The sequence below is a fragment of the Seonamhaeicola maritimus genome (assembly GCF_008056315.1).
Taxonomy (GTDB): domain Bacteria; phylum Bacteroidota; class Bacteroidia; order Flavobacteriales; family Flavobacteriaceae; genus Seonamhaeicola; species Seonamhaeicola maritimus.
On the sequence record NZ_VRKQ01000010.1, the window covers coordinates 955100 to 971981 of the forward strand.

At 33.0% G+C, this 16882-nt stretch carries 17 protein-coding genes; 5 read left to right on the forward strand and 12 right to left on the reverse strand.

Annotated elements, in window-relative coordinates; all coding sequences use genetic code 11:
* Position 1 precedes the first annotated feature (1 nt).
* Positions 2 to 1003, reverse strand: coding sequence for an NAD(P)H-dependent glycerol-3-phosphate dehydrogenase (locus tag FUA22_RS12380; protein WP_147768795.1), 1002 nt, complete (start codon positions 1001 to 1003; stop codon positions 2 to 4).
* Positions 1004 to 1135: 132 nt separating this feature from the next.
* Here FUA22_RS12380 and FUA22_RS12385 point away from each other — a divergent pair, with 132 nt between their 5' ends.
* On the forward strand, positions 1136 to 2080 hold the full coding sequence (locus FUA22_RS12385; RefSeq protein WP_147768797.1) for a nicotinic acid mononucleotide adenyltransferase: 945 nt from the start codon (positions 1136 to 1138) through the stop codon (positions 2078 to 2080).
* 103 nt (positions 2081 to 2183) lie between these two features.
* Here the strand turns inward: FUA22_RS12385 and FUA22_RS12390 are convergent, their stop codons facing one another.
* Both FUA22_RS12390 and FUA22_RS12395 read right to left on the reverse strand, forming a co-directional pair.
* On the reverse strand, positions 2184 to 2546 hold the full coding sequence (locus tag FUA22_RS12390; protein WP_147768799.1) for a methylglyoxal synthase: 363 nt from the start codon (positions 2544 to 2546) through the stop codon (positions 2184 to 2186).
* 163 nt (positions 2547 to 2709) lie between these two features.
* Entirely contained in the window at positions 2710 to 3696 is a 987-nt protein-coding gene (locus tag FUA22_RS12395; protein WP_147768801.1) for an MBL fold metallo-hydrolase, read from the reverse strand.
* A gap of 338 nt (positions 3697 to 4034) precedes the next feature.
* On the opposite strand from FUA22_RS12395, the gene FUA22_RS12400 reads away from it, so the two are divergent.
* Positions 4035 to 5153 (forward strand): lectin-like protein, encoded by a 1119-nt coding sequence (locus FUA22_RS12400; RefSeq protein ID WP_170309907.1) that lies wholly within the window; start codon positions 4035 to 4037, stop codon positions 5151 to 5153.
* Between the two features lie 424 nt (positions 5154 to 5577).
* On the opposite strand, the gene FUA22_RS18465 is transcribed toward FUA22_RS12400, so the two are convergent.
* From FUA22_RS18465 to FUA22_RS12425, 6 genes are read right to left on the reverse strand one after another with little or no spacing between them, the layout of a single operon-like run.
* Entirely contained in the window at positions 5578 to 5727 is a 150-nt protein-coding gene (locus FUA22_RS18465; RefSeq protein ID WP_170309908.1) for a hypothetical protein, read from the reverse strand.
* A 40-nt stretch (positions 5728 to 5767) separates the two neighbouring features.
* Entirely contained in the window at positions 5768 to 7204 is a 1437-nt protein-coding gene (locus tag FUA22_RS12405) for a sulfatase (RefSeq protein WP_147768805.1), read from the reverse strand.
* Positions 7205 to 7231: 27 nt separating this feature from the next.
* Positions 7232 to 7813 carry an LOG family protein gene (locus tag FUA22_RS12410; protein WP_147768807.1) on the reverse strand — a complete coding sequence of 194 codons (582 nt, stop codon included), beginning with the start codon at positions 7811 to 7813 and terminating at the stop codon, positions 7232 to 7234.
* A 54-nt stretch (positions 7814 to 7867) separates the two neighbouring features.
* Positions 7868 to 8446: a nicotinate (nicotinamide) nucleotide adenylyltransferase gene (gene nadD, locus FUA22_RS12415; RefSeq protein ID WP_147768809.1), complete on the reverse strand. Its 579-nt coding sequence runs from the start codon at positions 8444 to 8446 to the stop codon at positions 7868 to 7870.
* Between the two features lie 2 nt (positions 8447 to 8448).
* Positions 8449 to 9033: a guanylate kinase gene (gene gmk / locus FUA22_RS12420; RefSeq protein ID WP_147769077.1), complete on the reverse strand. Its 585-nt coding sequence runs from the start codon at positions 9031 to 9033 to the stop codon at positions 8449 to 8451.
* 20 nt (positions 9034 to 9053) lie between these two features.
* Positions 9054 to 9911 (reverse strand): YicC/YloC family endoribonuclease, encoded by an 858-nt coding sequence (locus FUA22_RS12425; protein ID WP_147768811.1) that lies wholly within the window; start codon positions 9909 to 9911, stop codon positions 9054 to 9056.
* Between the two features lie 119 nt (positions 9912 to 10030).
* On the opposite strand from FUA22_RS12425, the gene FUA22_RS12430 reads away from it, so the two are divergent.
* Genes FUA22_RS12430 through FUA22_RS12440 form a run of 3 tightly spaced genes read left to right on the forward strand, consistent with a single transcriptional unit; the run spans position 10031 to position 12367 of the window.
* Positions 10031 to 11056 (forward strand): LacI family DNA-binding transcriptional regulator, encoded by a 1026-nt coding sequence (locus tag FUA22_RS12430; protein ID WP_317132105.1) that lies wholly within the window; start codon positions 10031 to 10033, stop codon positions 11054 to 11056.
* A 21-nt stretch (positions 11057 to 11077) separates the two neighbouring features.
* Complete coding sequence (locus FUA22_RS12435) at positions 11078 to 12100, forward strand: hypothetical protein (protein WP_147768813.1); 1023 nt, start codon at positions 11078 to 11080, stop codon at positions 12098 to 12100.
* Between the two features lie 30 nt (positions 12101 to 12130).
* Entirely contained in the window at positions 12131 to 12367 is a 237-nt protein-coding gene (locus FUA22_RS12440; RefSeq protein WP_147768815.1) for a hypothetical protein, read from the forward strand.
* Between the two features lie 51 nt (positions 12368 to 12418).
* On the opposite strand, the gene xylE is transcribed toward FUA22_RS12440, so the two are convergent.
* The 3 genes from xylE to FUA22_RS12455 are packed head-to-tail and all read right to left on the reverse strand — an operon-like array spanning position 12419 to position 16647.
* A complete protein-coding gene (gene xylE, locus FUA22_RS12445) occupies positions 12419 to 13831 on the reverse strand; it encodes a D-xylose transporter XylE (RefSeq protein WP_147768817.1) in 1413 nt (470 codons plus the stop codon).
* A gap of 12 nt (positions 13832 to 13843) precedes the next feature.
* Positions 13844 to 15151 (reverse strand): xylose isomerase, encoded by a 1308-nt coding sequence (xylA, locus tag FUA22_RS12450; protein ID WP_147768819.1) that lies wholly within the window; start codon positions 15149 to 15151, stop codon positions 13844 to 13846.
* Positions 15152 to 15162: 11 nt separating this feature from the next.
* Positions 15163 to 16647: a xylulokinase gene (locus FUA22_RS12455; RefSeq protein WP_147768821.1), complete on the reverse strand. Its 1485-nt coding sequence runs from the start codon at positions 16645 to 16647 to the stop codon at positions 15163 to 15165.
* Between the last annotated feature and the right edge of the window lie 235 nt (positions 16648 to 16882).

Genomic DNA, 16882 nt, shown 5'->3' on the forward strand with positions numbered 1-16882 from the left:
GTTAATTCAATTTATCAGTTAATTTTTTAAATACTTTTTTAGGGTTTTTACCCTCGTATAATATTTCATAAACCGCATTAATTATTGGGATACGAGTTCTTTTATTGTTTCTTTCATAAAGCATGTGAGCACTTTTAGTAGCATAATAACCTTCGGCTATCATGCTCATTTCCATTTGAGCAGACTTTACCGTGTAACCTTTACCAATCATGTTTCCGAACATTCTATTTCTGGAAAATACAGAGTAACCGGTTACCAATAAATCTCCCAAGTAAGCAGAGTTATTAATATTCCGTTTCATTTTATGGCGCTTTTTAATAAAACGGTTCATTTCGCGTATGGAATTACTCATTAAAACACTTTGAAAATTATCGCCATAACCTAAACCGTGGGCAATGCCTGCAGCAATAGCATAAATATTTTTCAGCATAACTGCATATTCTATGCCTATAACATCATCGCTAACTTTGGTTTTTATATAGTCTGAAGCTAAACTATCTGCAATTTGTTTTGCTTTATCAGTTTCAGAACAAGAAATAGTTAGATAAGATAAACGCTCCAATGCAACTTCTTCTGCATGACAAGGGCCAGCAATTACAGCTATGTTTTCATAAGGTAAATTATAAAACTCATGAAAATGTTCGCCTACCAGCAACCCAGATTCTGGCATAATACCCTTTACCGCAGAAACTATGGTTTTGTTTGAAATATCAATTGTGAGTTTTTCTAGCTCGCTATGAATAAAAGCAGATGGAATGACAAAAAACATCACATCTGCCCAATCAGCAATCTCGTTTATATTGTTACTGATCTTTAACTGCTCTAAATGAAACTCAACAGAACTTAAATAATTAGGATTGTGTTGCTCTTTTAAAAGGTGTTCTTTAGTATAAACACTACGCATATACCAACCAACTTCATCAAGATTTTCACAAAGCATTTTTACAATAGCAGTTGCCCAACTTCCACCACCAAAAACAGCATACTTTAAAGGCTTTTCCATAAATCTAATAGTCAATTCTAATTCAAAAATACATAAAAATATTAAGGCCATTTAACTAAGCAAATCAATATTAATATTTTTTTGGCACGTGTTTTGAAATCAATAAAGTACAAACCCTAAAATTAAGATGATATGAAGGCTATAAAACTACTTTTTACATTTGCTTTGACAGCAACATTATTTACATCCTGCTATACAGAAGTTCATGTTGATGAATATTATGACGAACCTGTTATTTCTTTAAATAGCTTGTTGAGTTCATATGAACTTTGGTATGTAGATATTAATGCTACACAAGGATATGGCGAAACGCCATTTTTACAAAAAGCGTTTACAATTTCGTTTAGAGGAGGTGTTGTTTATGCTAACAACAATATTGTAGGATTGGGAGATAACGGAAATGGATTTGGAATTGATGTAGGCGAATATGATGCCTATGATATGATTCTTGATGTACAACACGATATAGATGGTTTTTCAACTTTTGACGTTTTTCAAGTAGATGGAAATACCATTGAACTTTATAATCCAAATAATGATACGTCTTACTTTTTAGATGGATATCAAAGAAATAATTTTGATTATGATTTTGTATTCTATGATAATATTCACTATTTCTTGCAAGAGTATGAGGCTTGGGAAAAGACCTATACTAGTGAATTTGGAGCTATTAATGAGTTTGATAATGAGAACTTTTTACAGTTTTTACCTGGTGGAAATGACTCAACATTCCAAAGTTCGCAAGATCCTACGGGAACGAATGTAAGTGGTCTTATTTGGGATTACATAGGTGTATATGGTGTTGGAGATGTGGCTAATAATATGTACCTAAAAACTTTAACATTAGATTATGATTACTTTGACAATGAATTCTTTGAATTAACCGTTATAGATGACGGAACCATAGAATTGTATCACACAACATCTGAAACGGTTTATGAATTTAAAGGAAGAGGTTATATACAGTATTTAAAGAGTGCTAATAGCAAAGAAAAGAGTAGTACTGCTGCAGGGAAGAAACGTAAATTCAAAAAAGAAAGGGTAGACAACCCAAGAGAAAATACAAGAAATAAGTAGGATAATATCCTGCACTGAAGAATAACAATATTTTGGTTGGTTAGTTAGTTTAGAAACCGTTTAAAGAAACTATACTTTAAACGGTTTCTTTTTTTCTTATTAATTAAAGTGCTCTTACCAAAAGTTCTGCTGTGGCAGGGTTTGTAGCTAGTGGGACATCATGTACATCACACAATCTCATTAGCATATTAACATCGGGTTCATGCGGATGTTTTTCTAATGGGTCTCTAAAAAAGATTACCATTTTACATGTTCCTTCTGCAACTCTAGCCGCAATTTGAGCATCGCCCCCAAGAGGGCCCGAAAGTAATTTTGTAACTTCAATGCCAGCCTTTTCAACCTTACTACCTGTGGTACCAGTAGATATTATGGCAATATTCTTTTCTTGTAGTTTTTCTTTATGTTGATTTAAAAACTGAACCATTTCAGCCTTTTTACCATCATGAGCAATTATAGCTATTTCCATTTAATTTAGATGAAGGATATTAAATTAATTTAAGGTCAAAGATAAAACCTAAATATTTATAAGAGCATAGCATTTTTATAAATTAATCCATTATTATAAGTTGTAAAAATAAACTGAAGTGCCCTATTGATTTACTTTTAATGAATATTAAGTAGAAGTTTTTTTAAAATTTTGTCACCTCACCTAATCCGGCAAACATGTAATTTTCTTTATACTCATCCAAAAGCATTTTAAACGCTAAATGGCCAGTACAATGAGCTGGAGCAACTTTTTTTACTTCTAAATCATTTTTTAAACGTTTGGTAAGGTCTACTAAAGCATCTTTATCATAAGGCAAAAGATGATACCCTCCATATACTAAGCCAATATTTGTGTGGGTGTAGTTTTTAGTTTCAGAAATAATTTTTTCAACCGTACTATGAGAACACCCAACTATTACAACTTCTCCTTCTTCAGATTGTAAAGACAGTGAGATTTCTTTTAAACCATTAAACTTAGCACTATGAGTTTCGCAATTTTCATATGAATCGATACTAGGATATTTGTTAAAATACCCCATATATTCTGATGTGGTAGTAATTAATTTTACTCCGGGTTCTATTTCAGTGTTTTCTTTTATGAATTCAATGTTCGCATTCCAAAAACGACCTGTTTGATTAAAATGATAATCTTTAAAATTACCATTAAAATATTGCATTCTCTTTTCTAATGTACTGACTACTGTAGAATCTTTTCCTGAAATATCAAATGGAATATTGGCTCCCCAAAATAAATCAAACGGGAAGTAAATTTTAACCTTTGGGTTAACCTTAAGCAAGTAATCAAAACCATTAATATGATCAAAATGCGCATGGGAGGCAACTACAAAATCAACAGTTTTTAAATCTATTTTTAAGGTCTTCACATTATTTTTAAAAATATCAGCATTAGTCCCACCATCAAATAAAATAGTTTTACCGTTATATTTAATAAGGCAAGAAAACCCAAAGTCTTTAATTAGCCCTTCTTTATTTTCTCCAAAAGCATCATACAAACTAATAATAGAGTTTTCAGTTATTTCTAAAGAATTCTTAGATAGATTAGAAGTAGACTTGTTTTGAGAACAAGCTGTTAAAAGAAGTGCTATTAGTACAAATAATGCTCTGGTCATAATATAAATTTTTGGTTGGAAAATTTAGAACATTTTGGAGGGTGAAGTTCCTATAGAAAATTACAACCTACCTTGAAAAAGATTAATTTAGTTGCAGTTTAGCGAAGTTAGTAAAATTTATTTTATTCAGGAAGGGGCAAAGTTTCGTTTAACATGATTGTGTTTGATTTGGTTGCTTATTTCTACTCCTAATTTAGCTAAATACAAACTGAATAGAAAATCCTTGAGGATTTTGGTAAGTAAGATATAATCAAACAATTAATTGTACACGTATTAAAGTTTGTCTTTCGTTATTTTTCCATATCTTGTTAATTATGATTCATTTATATAATCAACCAATGAAAAAACTCTTATTACTTCTTTTCATTGCTCCAGTCATTATGTTTGGACAAAAAGAGAAAATCATTAACGTTAATGATATAACTCAAATTAATGGAATTTTCTATTTCAAGCTTGATTCGACTTTGGTTTCTGGCAAGGTTACTGGAAAAGTCAGTGAATGGTATGAGAATGGACAATTAAAAAAGCAAGGAACATTTAAAGATGGTAAGGCGGTAGGTATTACTGAAATATGGTATGAAAATGGACCGTTAAGGACTCATGGAAGATTCAAGAATGGTAATAAAGATGGTCTTTGGAAAGAATGGTATGAAAATGGTCAGTTAATGGCTAAAGCAACATTTGAGGATGGTAATCTTGATGGGCTTAATAAAGAATGGTACGAAAATGGCCAGTTAAAGAGTAATGGAAGATTAAAGAATGGTAAAAAAGATGGTGTTTGGAAAAAATGGTATAAAAAAAATGGTCAGTTAATGGCTAAAGCAACATTTGAGGATGGTAATCTTGATGGCTTTATTAAAGAATGGTATGAAAATGGTCAATTAAAATTAGAAAGGCGATTTTTGGATGGTAAAATGGAAGGATTTCCTAGATTTTGGGATGAAGATGGTAGGGTAATTAGTGAAAAGACTTATAAAGATGTTCAACAAATTAAAAGAGACCTTCCACAAACAATAGCATGTTATAAAAAGGACGAAATTCCAATCCTAGTTAATAAATTCAACTACTCAGGACATCATTATAAATATATAAAAAAGTCTGTGAGCTGGGATGTTGCAAAACAATTAGCCGAAAAAGAAGGTGGGTATTTAGCTGTCTTTGAGACATTGGAAGAAATGAATTATGTAACCGCTGCAAGTCGAAAAAAATCAACTTATTGGGTTGGCATAAGTGACTCTCAGAAAGAAGGTAATTGGATTTGGGTAAATGGAAAAATGATTAATAATAATATGCTAGGTTATCTAGAAAATGGAAATGACCTTGACAACAGAGATTACGGACATATCATGTTGCAGCGCGGTTTGATGTCTAGACACATAAGCGGAGGATTACCTAAAGGATGGAAAGGGCAAATGTGTGTATCAGGATACTTAATAGAATTTGATTCTATAGATTAAAATGATTTAAAGTTGATTATTGTTAAGTGTTACTCAATGAAGGCTAATGGTCTTTTGGATATAAATAGTATTCTGTGTTGTTCACCTATGCTGAACCTGTTTCAGCATAGGTGAACAAGTTTAGAAAATTTTTCGTACAAAGTCAAGATTATGTTACCTGTTTAATAGTTGTTTTTTAGGCTTTCTATCTCAATTGGGGTCATCCAAAGCTGCGGTACTATTTTCTTTGTTTTTTATAGTAAGATACTTGATAAACATGAGTGCAGAACTTCCTATAATAGATAAAAAAATTAGTAAACCAACAAACTACATGGTTTGCGCATCTTGATTAAAAGTAGGGAACTCCTTAACCTCAGAGATTAAAGCAAAAATCATATACAAACTGGCAAGAGTTAAAATTGAGGGAATGATAAGCCCTATAATCCTAATTTTTATAAATGATTTGAAAGATTAGAATACTTGTTAATACTATGGCTATAGGGTTCAAAATAATTGTTTGCCACCAGTAAAATATTACCGAAGCTAATAAAAAGTACTCTGGAAGGATTAAGGAGAATTGTTTTAGTTTTTTCATGTGGCTGCTAGTTTAACATAAAACGTTATCAGCGATCATGTTAGTGTGCTGGCTTTATTTTTTCTTCAATTAATGCTTTTAGGGCTTCAACAAGTTCAGGCTTTTCTTCGGCAACGTTTTTAGTTTCTTTTTCTTTTGAAGTATGGTCATATAATTCAACAAACCCGTTTTTGTGTAGCGTCATTCTATGAGTATCTGTTCTAATGGTGTGATTATTTGCTCGATATGCAATGGCCGCATGACCAGATTTATTAGGATTTTCTATGAAAGGTTTTAGGGTCTCTCCTTTTACAAAATCAGGTGTTTCAATACCTGTTAAATCACATAGAGTAGGGAAAATGTCAACTGTTGAAACAATAGCATCTGTTTTGGAATCACTCTTATCCATGTTAGGATATGAAATTATTAATGGTGAATGCAGAGATTCTTCAAATAAAGAATGTTTCCCCCAAATAGCGTGTTCACCTAAATGCCAACCATGGTCTCCCCAAAGTATCACAATCGTATTTTTATCTGCCCCTATTTGTTTTAATTGGTTTAAAATATCACCAACATGTTTATCGGCATAACTTACGCAAGCGGCGTAATGTTTTATTATCTCTTGAGCAAAGGTATTATCTTCATTCGGATCCTTTTCCCATCGGTTATATTTCATGAACTCACCAGATTTATGCCATGTGGTTATGCCTTCTGGTTTATCAGGGTGTTGAATTTCTGGGAATTCAATACCATCATATAAGTCCATGTATTTTTTTGGAGCTCCAAATGGGAGATGTGGTTTTATAAGACCAATTGCTAAAAAGAAAGGTTTGCTATTATCAGAAGCTAGAGTTTTCAGTTGCTTAAGTCCTTCTTTTGTAATTAAACCATCTGGATAAATCATGTCAGTTCCAACTGCACTTTGGAAGATAGCCATTTCATTAGCTTTCTTGCGTACTTCGCCATGGGCTAGACCGTGCATGGTTCCAACAGGTGTTTCCCACTCACCAACTGGCATCAAATGTTTATCCCATGCATTTGGAATTTCAATTTTGGTACTATCATTCCAAAGTTTGCCACCACGTCCTCCAGGGTGATGAGACACTTTTCCAACCGAAACCGTGGTGTATCCATGTTTTCTAAACCACTCAGGCATACTTGGTTTTACAGAATTTGGGTCTTTATTAAATTTTTCAGCACGCTTAAATAATGCGCTATTATCTTGAGGGCCAAAAACTCCTGTTAAAAGTGTAAAGCGCGATGGTCCACAACTGGGAGCATTCACATAATGTCTATTGAATTGAACCCCAGAAGCGGCTAGATTATCTATGTTAGGGGAATGAATATGAGTTGCACCGTAGGTGTTTAGTTCAGGGCGCAAATCGTCAATGCAAATAAGAAGAATGTTTGGCTTTTGTTGTTTTTCTTTCACTGGTTTTTTACAACTTAATACAGTCATAAAACCTAAAACAATAAATACAATTATATTCTTAGACATTCCTTTCACGTTTGGTTATTAATATTTTTAAGTATGCTCTTTACTTATCCACTTTGTAACTTTAGGTGCTTTATAGTGCTTCATCTTAGTCAATAAATCTTCAATATTATCACTAACTAAAAGTAAATCTCTATTGGCTTTTTTAAGAAGTTCTTTGTCTACCATATTATCAAGTAGATTTATTAGGTGGTCATAAAAACCATCAACATTTAGTATACCTATGGGCTTTTTATGCAGCCCTAATTGCCCCCAAGTAAGCATTTCAAATAACTCATCAAGGGTTCCAAATCCACCAGGAAGTGCAATAACACCATCGCATAAATCATTCATTTTAGTTTTACGCTCAAGCATGGTGTCTACTAAAATTAACTCGGTAAGTTCTTCATGAGCAACCTCTTTTTTCATCAAAAACTCTGGAAGCACGCCAATTACAACACCGTTTTCATTTAAAGCGCCATCGGCTACAGAACCCATTAGACCAACTTTAGCACCTCCATAAACCAATTTTATGTTTTGTTTTGCTAATTGTTTTCCGAGTTCAACAGCTTGTACTCTAAAATTATCACTTGATCCATAACTGGAGCCACAGAAGATTGTAATGCTGTTCATTTTGATTTTTTTAGACGCACTAATTTAGTTGAAAATAACTGTAAATGGATTTTACTATCTATAAAAGTTCATTTCGTCTAAATACTCCCAAACATGTTGCGGTAACATGGGTTGTACATTTTTACCTTCTTTGATCGATTTTCTAATGAAAGTAGAAGATATTTCCATTACGGGAGCAGCAATAAAATGCACTTTTTCGTGGTCATCAAATTTGGTTTCAACAGTCTGTTTAGGTATCCTTGGGTAAACATAAATGTGATAATTCTCAAGAATAACATTAGCATTTTTCCACTTATGAAAGTGTTTCAAATTATCTTCTCCCATGATTAAACAAAACTCGTGAGCTTCATATTTTTCCTCTAAATGGGCCAAGGTGTTTATGGTGTAATTTGGCTGAGGTAGTTTAAACTCAATATCACTTGGTTTTAATTTTGGGTAGTCTTGAGTAGCTCTATAAACCATTTCTAAACGTTGGTAATTATCCAATAAAGTGCTTTTCTTTTTAAATGGATTATGAGGGGTTACTACAAACCAAACTTGATCTAAGTCACTGTATTCTGCAATATGGTTGGCAATTACCAAATGGCCAACATGAATAGGATTGAAAGACCCAAAATACAACCCGATTTTCATTTCTAAGAATTAATAAAATTAGTTACTAAAGTTTCTGCGTCTTTAAAAGCGTTCTCTAAATTGTCGTTAACCACAATTTCATCAAATAATGGTGCCGTTGCTAATTCTGCCGAGGCTTTTGCAACACGCATGCTTATTTTTTCATCGCTTTCTGTCTTGCGTTTTTTTAACCTAATTTTAAGGGCATCAATGCTTGGTGGTTTTACAAAAATAGCAAGTGTTTCATCCGGGAATTTACGTTTAATTCGTAAGCCTCCAGAAACATCAATATCAAAAATAACATGTTTTCCTAAAGCCCAAATACGCTCAACTTCTGTTTTTAAAGTACCATAGAAGTTATCTCTATAAACTTCTTCCCACTCTAAAAATTCTTCGTTTTTTATTTTGTTTTTAAATTCTTGGGCCGATAGAAAATAGTAGTCTTTCCCGTCAACTTCAGTGCCGCGTTTATCTCTTGAAGTAGCTGATATTGAAAACTCTAAATTCAAATCATTTTTACCTAATAAATGCCTAACAATGGTTGTTTTCCCAGAACCTGAAGGCGCAGAAAAAACTATTAATTTACCTTGTTTATTATCTTTTTCAATCACTAATTTTATTTTTTTTATTAAAGGACATTCAATAATTGTTCCTTAATTTTTTCAAGCTCATCCTTCATTTGCACTACTAATTGCTGCATGGGAGCATAGTTACTTTTAGAACCAATGGTATTAATTTCTCGCCCTATTTCCTGACCAATAAAACCGAGTTTTTTCCCGTTAGAATCTTCAGAATTTAAAGCTTCAATAAAGTAGTTTAAGTGGTTTTTCAAACGCACTTTTTCCTCGGTGATATCAAACTTTTCTATGTAATAAACAAGTTCTTGCTCAAAGCGATTTTCGTCATATTTCTCCTTTAGTTCTTCAACACCTTTTAGCAACCGTTCTCTAACAGCTTCAACACGTTCAGGGTCCATTTTAATAACTTCTTCCAAAAGCTTACCAATATTCTCAATACGCTTTATAAAATCGGTTTCAAGTACTTTGCCTTCGTCTTTTCTATATGTGTTTAATGAATCTATCGCCTTGTCAATTTCCGCTTGAATGTTTTTCCATTCGTCTTCATCAATTTCTTCACGTACCGTATTCAAAGCATCCGGAAATCTAACAGCCATTTTAAGCAATTCTGTTTCATCACCATCAACAACATCTCTTAGCTGATTAATATATTGCTGAACAACCGGTTTGTTTATTTGAGTTGATGTGTCTTCACTGGTAACTTCAACATAAATAGAGAAATCTACCTTTCCACGCACCAAACTATTTGCGAGTTGTTTCCTAATAGTCAATTCTTTTTCTCTGTAAATTGAAGGCATTCTAGCATTCAAATCAAGATTTTTGCTATTTAAGGATTTTAACTCAATGGTAATTTTTTTTGTGGCCAGTTGCAATACAGATTTTCCGTAACCTGTCATTGAATATATCATAAACGTGTATTTAAGTTAGCAAAGGTAACTAAAACCTAAAAGGATAGAAAATAACTAGCCTAAGGAAAAGAATACTTTATTTATAGTAATTAGTTAAATTAGCAATTAGTTACTTTCTGATGATGAAAAAGCGAATTACTCTTAAACATATAGCCAACCAATTTGACGTGTCTATTGCAACGGTTTCTAAAGCGTTGAGTGATAGTTATGAAATTAGTACCAAAACCAAAGATAAGATTCAACAATATGCAAAGGAGCATCATTACCAACCTAATAGTGTTGCATTAAGCCTTTTAAATAAAAAAACGAAGACCATTGGAGTCATTATCCCAAATATTATGAATAACTTTTTTGCTAAGGTTTTTGTGGGTATTGAGGAAAAAGCAACGGAAAATGGTTATAGTTTAATTTCTTGTATCTCAAACGAATCACATGAAAAAGAACTCAAAACTATGGAGCTTTTAAAGAATGGTACGCTAGATGGTTTTATTTTGTCATTGGCAGAAGAAACTCAGGTTAAAGGGCAATATCTTCATCTAAAAAACGCCATTAATGAAGGGGTTCCTATGGTGATGTTTGACCGCGTAACCGATGAAATAAAATGTGATAAAGTAATTGTTGATGATTTTGAAGGTGCACGTCATGCTACAAATCATCTTATTAAAACAGGTTGTAAGCGTATTGCTTTAATATCTGTGATTGATAATTTAAGTGTTGGAAAGTTGCGTGCCAAAGGCTACGAAGAGGCATTGGCAGAGAATGATATAGAAGTTGATCAAAAACTTATTGTGAAGATTGGTAAGCGAGAAGATTTTGAAACAGCTATGAAGATTGTATTGGCAGATAAATCTATTGATGGCTTGTTGTGTTTAGAAGAAAGTTCTGCAGTACAATCACTAGAAATTGTAAAGCATTTGAATTATATTATTCCTGATGATATATCCATCATATGTTTTACAAATGGTAAACTACCTCAATATGTGTCACCAAAAATCACTACTATTAGTCAGCATGGTAAATATATTGGAGAAGTAGCAGCTAAAATGCTTATAGATAGGTTAGAAGGGAACTCAGAGACTTCATTTCAAACTAAAGTAATTAAAACTAGTTTGATTGAACGTGAAAGCACAAAAAAGATAAATTAGTAATTATCTCAAAGACAATAAATGAATAAGATATCAACCCTTCAAAGGAACCTTGTCATTTTCGGATTACCATTAATGATTGTCTGTTTAATGGTATTCATTGTTAATTCATCCATGTTTCAAAATAACACTGAGGTTTTGGCAATCGGAATTACTTTCGATTTATTGCTTACAGTTCCAGTGGTATATTTTCTATTAATTAGAAAGACTAATATTCCAAAGACTACTGTTGTTCCATTTTTAATTCTGGGGATTGTAGTTTGTTCAATTATTCTTCCTGTCGAAAATCAATATTACCTCAATCTTTTTAAAACGTGGGCACTTCCAGTTATTGAACTTTCAATAGTTTCTTATATCGTTTATAACATTCGTAAAGCGATAAAGCAATACAAGCTAAACAAAACCCAGTCTTTTGATTTTTTCACAACGTTAAAGAAAACCTGCGGTGAAATATTACCCAAAGGCCTTGTAATGCCATTTGTTACTGAAATTGCTGTTTTCTACTATGGATTCGTTTATTGGAAAAAAAGAAGATTAAAAGAAAATGAATTTTCTTATCATAAGGAAAGTGGAACAGTAACCCTTTTAATTGCCATTATTTTTATAGTTGGTATTGAAACAGTTACAGTTCATGTATTATTATCAAAATGGAGCCATATAGCAGCGTGGATATTTACTTTTTTAAGTATTTATTCCGGTATTCAAATTTTAGGGTTTTTAAAATCAATGCTTAAGAGGCCAATTTCTATAGAATGCAATAAGGTTTATTTAAGATATGGTATTATGTCTGAAACAACTATTAACATTGAAGATATAGATGCTATTGAAATAACATCAAAAGACTTTGAGAAAAGTAAAGAAAACCGAAAACTATCCATTTTAGGAGACTTGGAAAGCCATAATATGCTAATTTGTTTGAATAAAGAAAATACCTTGATTGGGCTTTACGGAATAAAACGTACTTACAAGAATTTGGCACTTTATGTTGATGATGGCGTGAGATTTAAAAATAGAATTTTGAGTTATCAAAGAAAACCTTCCTAAAAATAGTTTTTCAGTTTAAACCGTGAAATTATGGCTGCTCAAAAATGTCCTAATTGTAAAGAAGATTCATTTACCTGGAAAGTTGACGATGAAATTTCGGATTTAACTGTTTGGAGTTGTTTTGAATGTAATTATCAAGCTTTTGAGAATGAACTAGAAGAGCAATATTGTTCTGAATGTGTTAAGAAAACAAAATCAAAATTAAGTGATAAAGAAAAAGATTATTGGTGGTGTTCTAATTGTAATACAGTTGAAGTAATTAGATGAAAAAGACCTAACAGAAATTCCATTAGGTCTTTTTTAGTATTTAAAATCAATTTATTTCTGCCAAATATTTTCCATTTCTTCAAGCGTTTTTCCTTTGGTTTCTGGAACAAATTTCCATACCAATAAGGCAGCTAAAACTCCCATAACACCATAAATCCAGTAGGCAAAACCATGGTTAAATGTTTCTAATAAATAGGTGTTTTTATCTAGCATTGGGAATGTCCATGAAACTAAATAATTTGAAATCCATTGTGCGGCTACAGCTACAGCTAAGGCTCTGCCTCTAATTTTATTTGGGAATATTTCAGATAAAAGTACCCAACAAACAGGACCCCAACTCATGGCAAAACTTGCTACATAAATTAGCATGAATATAAGTGCTCCAATACCAACTGATTCCATAAAAAACGAAGTTCCTAATGAAAACATTGCAAATGCCATACCTATGGCTCCAATAATCATAAGAGGTTTTCTGCCATATTTATCTACTGTCATGATAGCTAATACCGTAAAAATTAAGTTAACAGACCCAACAATGATTGTTTGTAATAAGGCTGTGTCGGTTCCAGACCCCATGCTCTTAAATATTTCGGGAGCATAGTAAAGTACTACATTTATTCCAACAAATTGTTGAAAAACAGATAGTAAAACACCAATTATAATCACAGTTAAACCATAAGAAAATAATTTGCCCGAATGACTAACTACAGTATTTTGGATTTCACCTAAAATCTTTTTGGCTTCATCAATTCCGTTTACTTTCGTTAAAACTTCTAATGCTTTTTCTGGTTGAGATTTTAAAACTAAGGATCTAGGTGTGTCTGGAACTACAAACAACATCAGTAAAAATAATCCTGCTGGAATAGTTTCAGAGGCAAACATCCATCGCCATCCTATTGTATTTAGCCATGAATCATCACCTTGTTTGGCAATGTAATAATTCACAAAATAAACTACCAACATACCAAATATAATGGCAAACTGGTTCATTGAAACCAGCCTTCCTCTAATTTTAGCAGGGGCAATTTCAGCAATATATAAAGGGGAAAGCATAGAGGCTAACCCAACACCAATACCACCTATTATTCTGTAAACAATGAAAATATAAATAAAAGTATGATCTGCTTCTCCTATAGGTTTAACAAACATTTCTGGCATTGCAGATCCTAAGGCAGAAAGTAAAAATAATATAGCTGCTAAAATGAGCCCTTTTTTTCGCCCTAATTTTTTACTAATAATACCTCCAGATAGACCACCAATAATGCAGCCTATTAAAGCACTAGAAACAACTAACCCTAAGCGGGAATTAGCAGCAGTTTCCTCTAACCCAAATGGCAATACAAAGAAGTGTTCTAATGAGCTCACTGTCCCTGAAATAACTGCTGTGTCGTACCCAAATAGTAGTCCACCTAAGGTGGCTACTAAAGTTAATTTAATTAAATACTTAGAGTTGGTTGTTTCCATAATGAGTTTGTCTTATATATATTGGTTGATAATGTTTTCGAACAATTCTTGTTTACCACTTTGCAACTCTAACTCGCCATTTTCTTGTGCAATATTGTAAAGTGCTTTTAAATCAAGATTTCCATTTTCAAAATCTTTTCCTTTTCCAGCATCAAAAGAACTATATCTTTCTTTTCTTAAAGCATCGTATTGTGACGAAGATATGATTTTATCTGCTGTAATTAATGCACGTGCAAACGTATCGGCGCCACCAATATGAGCGTGGAAAACATCTTCCATATCGGTAGAGTTTCTTCTAATTTTAGCATCGAAATTAACACCACCTCCTTGTAAACCACCAGCTTTCAGGAATACGAGCATAGCCTCTGTAGTTTCTTGAATGTTATTTGGGAACTGGTCTGTGTCCCAACCATTTTGGTAATCACCACGGTTAGCATCAATACTTCCTAACATGCCTGCTTTTGCAGCTACAGCCAATTCATGTTGCATGGTATGTTGTGCTAAAGTAGCGTGGTTTACCTCAATATTCATTTTGAAATCTTTGTCTAAACCATATTCTTTTAAGAACCCTATGGCGGTAGCCGAATCAAAATCATATTGATGTTTCATTGGCTCCATTGGTTTTGGTTCAATGAAGAATGTTCCAGTAAAACCTTGACCTCTAGCATAATCTCTAGCCATGGTTAAAAGTTGTGCCATATGGTCTAATTCTCTGCCCATATCAGTATTTAATAAGGACATGTAACCTTCACGTCCGCCCCAGAATACGTAGTTTTCACCGCCTAATGCAATAGTAGCATCTAAGGCTAGTTTTATTTGCCCACCAGCTCTGGCAACCACATCAAAATCTGGATTGGTAGCAGCGCCATTCATGTATCTTGGGTTTGAGAAACAGTTAGCAGTTCCCCATAATAATTTCTTACCATGTTCAGTTTGTTTTCCTTTTAGGTAGTCAACAATGGTTGCTAATCTTTTTTCAGACTCTGCAAAGGTTGGCGCTTCTTGAACTAAATCATAATCATGGAAACAGTAATAATCAAATCCCATTTTTGAAATAAATTCGAAAGCAGCGTCCGCCTTATCTTTAGCAGCTTGAATAGGGTCTGAAGCTTGGTCCCAAGCAAAATTTTGAGTTCCAGGTCCAAATGGATCTGAGCCTTGTCCGCAGAATGTGTGCCAGTAAGCAATAGCAAATTTAAAATGCTCACGCATTGTTTTTCCAGCTACTACTTGGTCTGGGTTATACCATTTAAATGCCAAAGGATTATCAGAATCTCGTCCTTCATATTGTATTGCATCAATTCCTTTAAAATATTCCATAATGTAAAATGTTATTTATTATTTAGTATAATTTCTAATTCTTTTTTCCAGTTTGAGTAAGCCTCTTGGTAAGGCCTTTTGTTTTTTAGAGGCATAAAAGTCATTACATGATCATTTTTAGTAATACTTTCTCCAAATTTTTTAAAATCACCATCGGTTAACCCTGCAGCTCTTGCGGCACCAACAGCACCTGTAGTGTTATATATTTCAATTTCATGACCAATAAGTGTAGCAACGGTATTCGAAAATATTTCTGCACGAAATAAATTATCGTTTCCAGCGCGGATTACATTGATTTCTGCATTGTCATTTTTTAATATCTCCATGCCGTATACAAATGCAAACGCAATACCTTCTAAAGCAGCTCTACATAAATGTGCGTTATTATGAAGGTTTAAATTGAAGTTTAAAAAGTGCGCCCCTATATTTTTACTGTTCAACATGCGTTCTGCGCCATTTCCGAAAGGAATAATAGCAACACCATCTGAACCAATTGAGACTTCGGCTGCTTTATTGTTCATGGCTTCATAAGAGTCTATGCCAATATTGTCTTTTAACCAACGGTACATAATACCACAGCTGTTAATACATAGTAATTTTCCAACCGTGGTGTTTTCGGGCGTATAATTTACATGAATAAAATGATTGATTCTTGAAGATTCTTTAGATTTTAATTTATTAGTAACCGCATAAACCACACCTGAAGTGCCACCAGTTGCGGCTACTTCACCATGATTAAAAATATTTAGTGATAAAGCATTGTTAGGTTGATCGCCTGCTCTATATGTAACAGGTACGCCTGCAGGAATTCCTGTTTTTTCAAATGCTTTTTCGTTAGTAACACCTTGATTAGTAAAATTATTAACTATAGTAGGTGTTAAATCTTTATCAATACCATAATATTCTAATAAAGATTCGGCAAGAGTATCATTTTTATAATCCCAAAGAATACCTTCAGATAATCCATTCTTGGTGGTAGTAATTTCTCCAGTTAGTTTATAAGCAATGTAATCTCCTGGTAACATATATTTATAAACCTGCTTGTAAATATCAGGCTCGTTATCCTTAACCCATTTTAATTTTGATGCCGTGAAATTCCCAGGAGAATTCAATAAATGTTCTGCACAAAAATCCTCGCCTAAACCTTTATGAGCATCTTCACCAATACCAACTGCGCGACTATCACACCAAATTATAGAATTTCTTAACGGATTACCTTCTTTATCTACAATAACCAAACCGTGCATTTGATAAGAGATGCCAATTCCTGATATTTTTGAAGCATCAGCTCCAGTTTCCGTCAAAACCCGCTTGATAGCTTTACATACATATGTCCACCAAAGATTTGGATCTTGTTCAGCCCAATCATTTTGAAGTGCTAAAATTTCCATTTCAGAAGTTGGCTCATTCAAGCTTAAAATATTTTCTCCAGTGGTAGCGTTTACAAGAGCTACTTTTACCGAAGAGCTGCCAATGTCTAGTCCTATATAATACAATCCTTAAGTTTTTGAGAGTGAATCAAAATGAAAAAGTTCAAATGTGAACTATTCCAAGTTTAAAAGTATCTATTTATTATCGATATCTATATAAATGAGTAGAAATTAGTTAAAGGAATTGTGTTGAAAAATGAGTTGATAATAAGGGTCAATATGCAACCTATTTATCCGAAACTATTAGTGAATTTAATATGTTTAAGAATATTTGACTAGAAGGATTTGTGAATTTTAAAAC

Bases quoted from the DNA above. Each gene is read 5' to 3' on its own strand.
- FUA22_RS12380 (WP_147768795.1), bottom strand. From the start codon at position 1,003: ATGGAAAAGCCTTTAAAGTATGCTGTTTTTGGTGGTGGAAGTTGGGCA.
- FUA22_RS12385 (WP_147768797.1), top strand. From the start codon at position 1,136: ATGAAGGCTATAAAACTACTTTTTACATTTGCTTTGACAGCAACATTA.
- FUA22_RS12390 (WP_147768799.1), bottom strand. From the start codon at position 2,546: ATGGAAATAGCTATAATTGCTCATGATGGTAAAAAGGCTGAAATGGTT.
- FUA22_RS12395 (WP_147768801.1), bottom strand. From the start codon at position 3,696: ATGACCAGAGCATTATTTGTACTAATAGCACTTCTTTTAACAGCTTGT.
- FUA22_RS12400 (WP_170309907.1), top strand. From the start codon at position 4,035: ATGAAAAAACTCTTATTACTTCTTTTCATTGCTCCAGTCATTATGTTT.
- FUA22_RS18465 (WP_170309908.1), bottom strand. From the start codon at position 5,727: ATGAAAAAACTAAAACAATTCTCCTTAATCCTTCCAGAGTACTTTTTA.
- FUA22_RS12405 (WP_147768805.1), bottom strand. From the start codon at position 7,204: ATGTCTAAGAATATAATTGTATTTATTGTTTTAGGTTTTATGACTGTA.
- FUA22_RS12410 (WP_147768807.1), bottom strand. From the start codon at position 7,813: ATGAACAGCATTACAATCTTCTGTGGCTCCAGTTATGGATCAAGTGAT.
- nadD (WP_147768809.1), bottom strand. From the start codon at position 8,446: ATGAAAATCGGGTTGTATTTTGGGTCTTTCAATCCTATTCATGTTGGC.
- FUA22_RS12425 (WP_147768811.1), bottom strand. From the start codon at position 9,911: ATGATATATTCAATGACAGGTTACGGAAAATCTGTATTGCAACTGGCC.
- FUA22_RS12430 (WP_317132105.1), top strand. From the start codon at position 10,031: ATGATGAAAAAGCGAATTACTCTTAAACATATAGCCAACCAATTTGAC.
- FUA22_RS12435 (WP_147768813.1), top strand. From the start codon at position 11,078: ATGAATAAGATATCAACCCTTCAAAGGAACCTTGTCATTTTCGGATTA.
- FUA22_RS12440 (WP_147768815.1), top strand. From the start codon at position 12,131: ATGGCTGCTCAAAAATGTCCTAATTGTAAAGAAGATTCATTTACCTGG.
- xylE (WP_147768817.1), bottom strand. From the start codon at position 13,831: ATGGAAACAACCAACTCTAAGTATTTAATTAAATTAACTTTAGTAGCC.
- xylA (WP_147768819.1), bottom strand. From the start codon at position 15,151: ATGGAATATTTTAAAGGAATTGATGCAATACAATATGAAGGACGAGAT.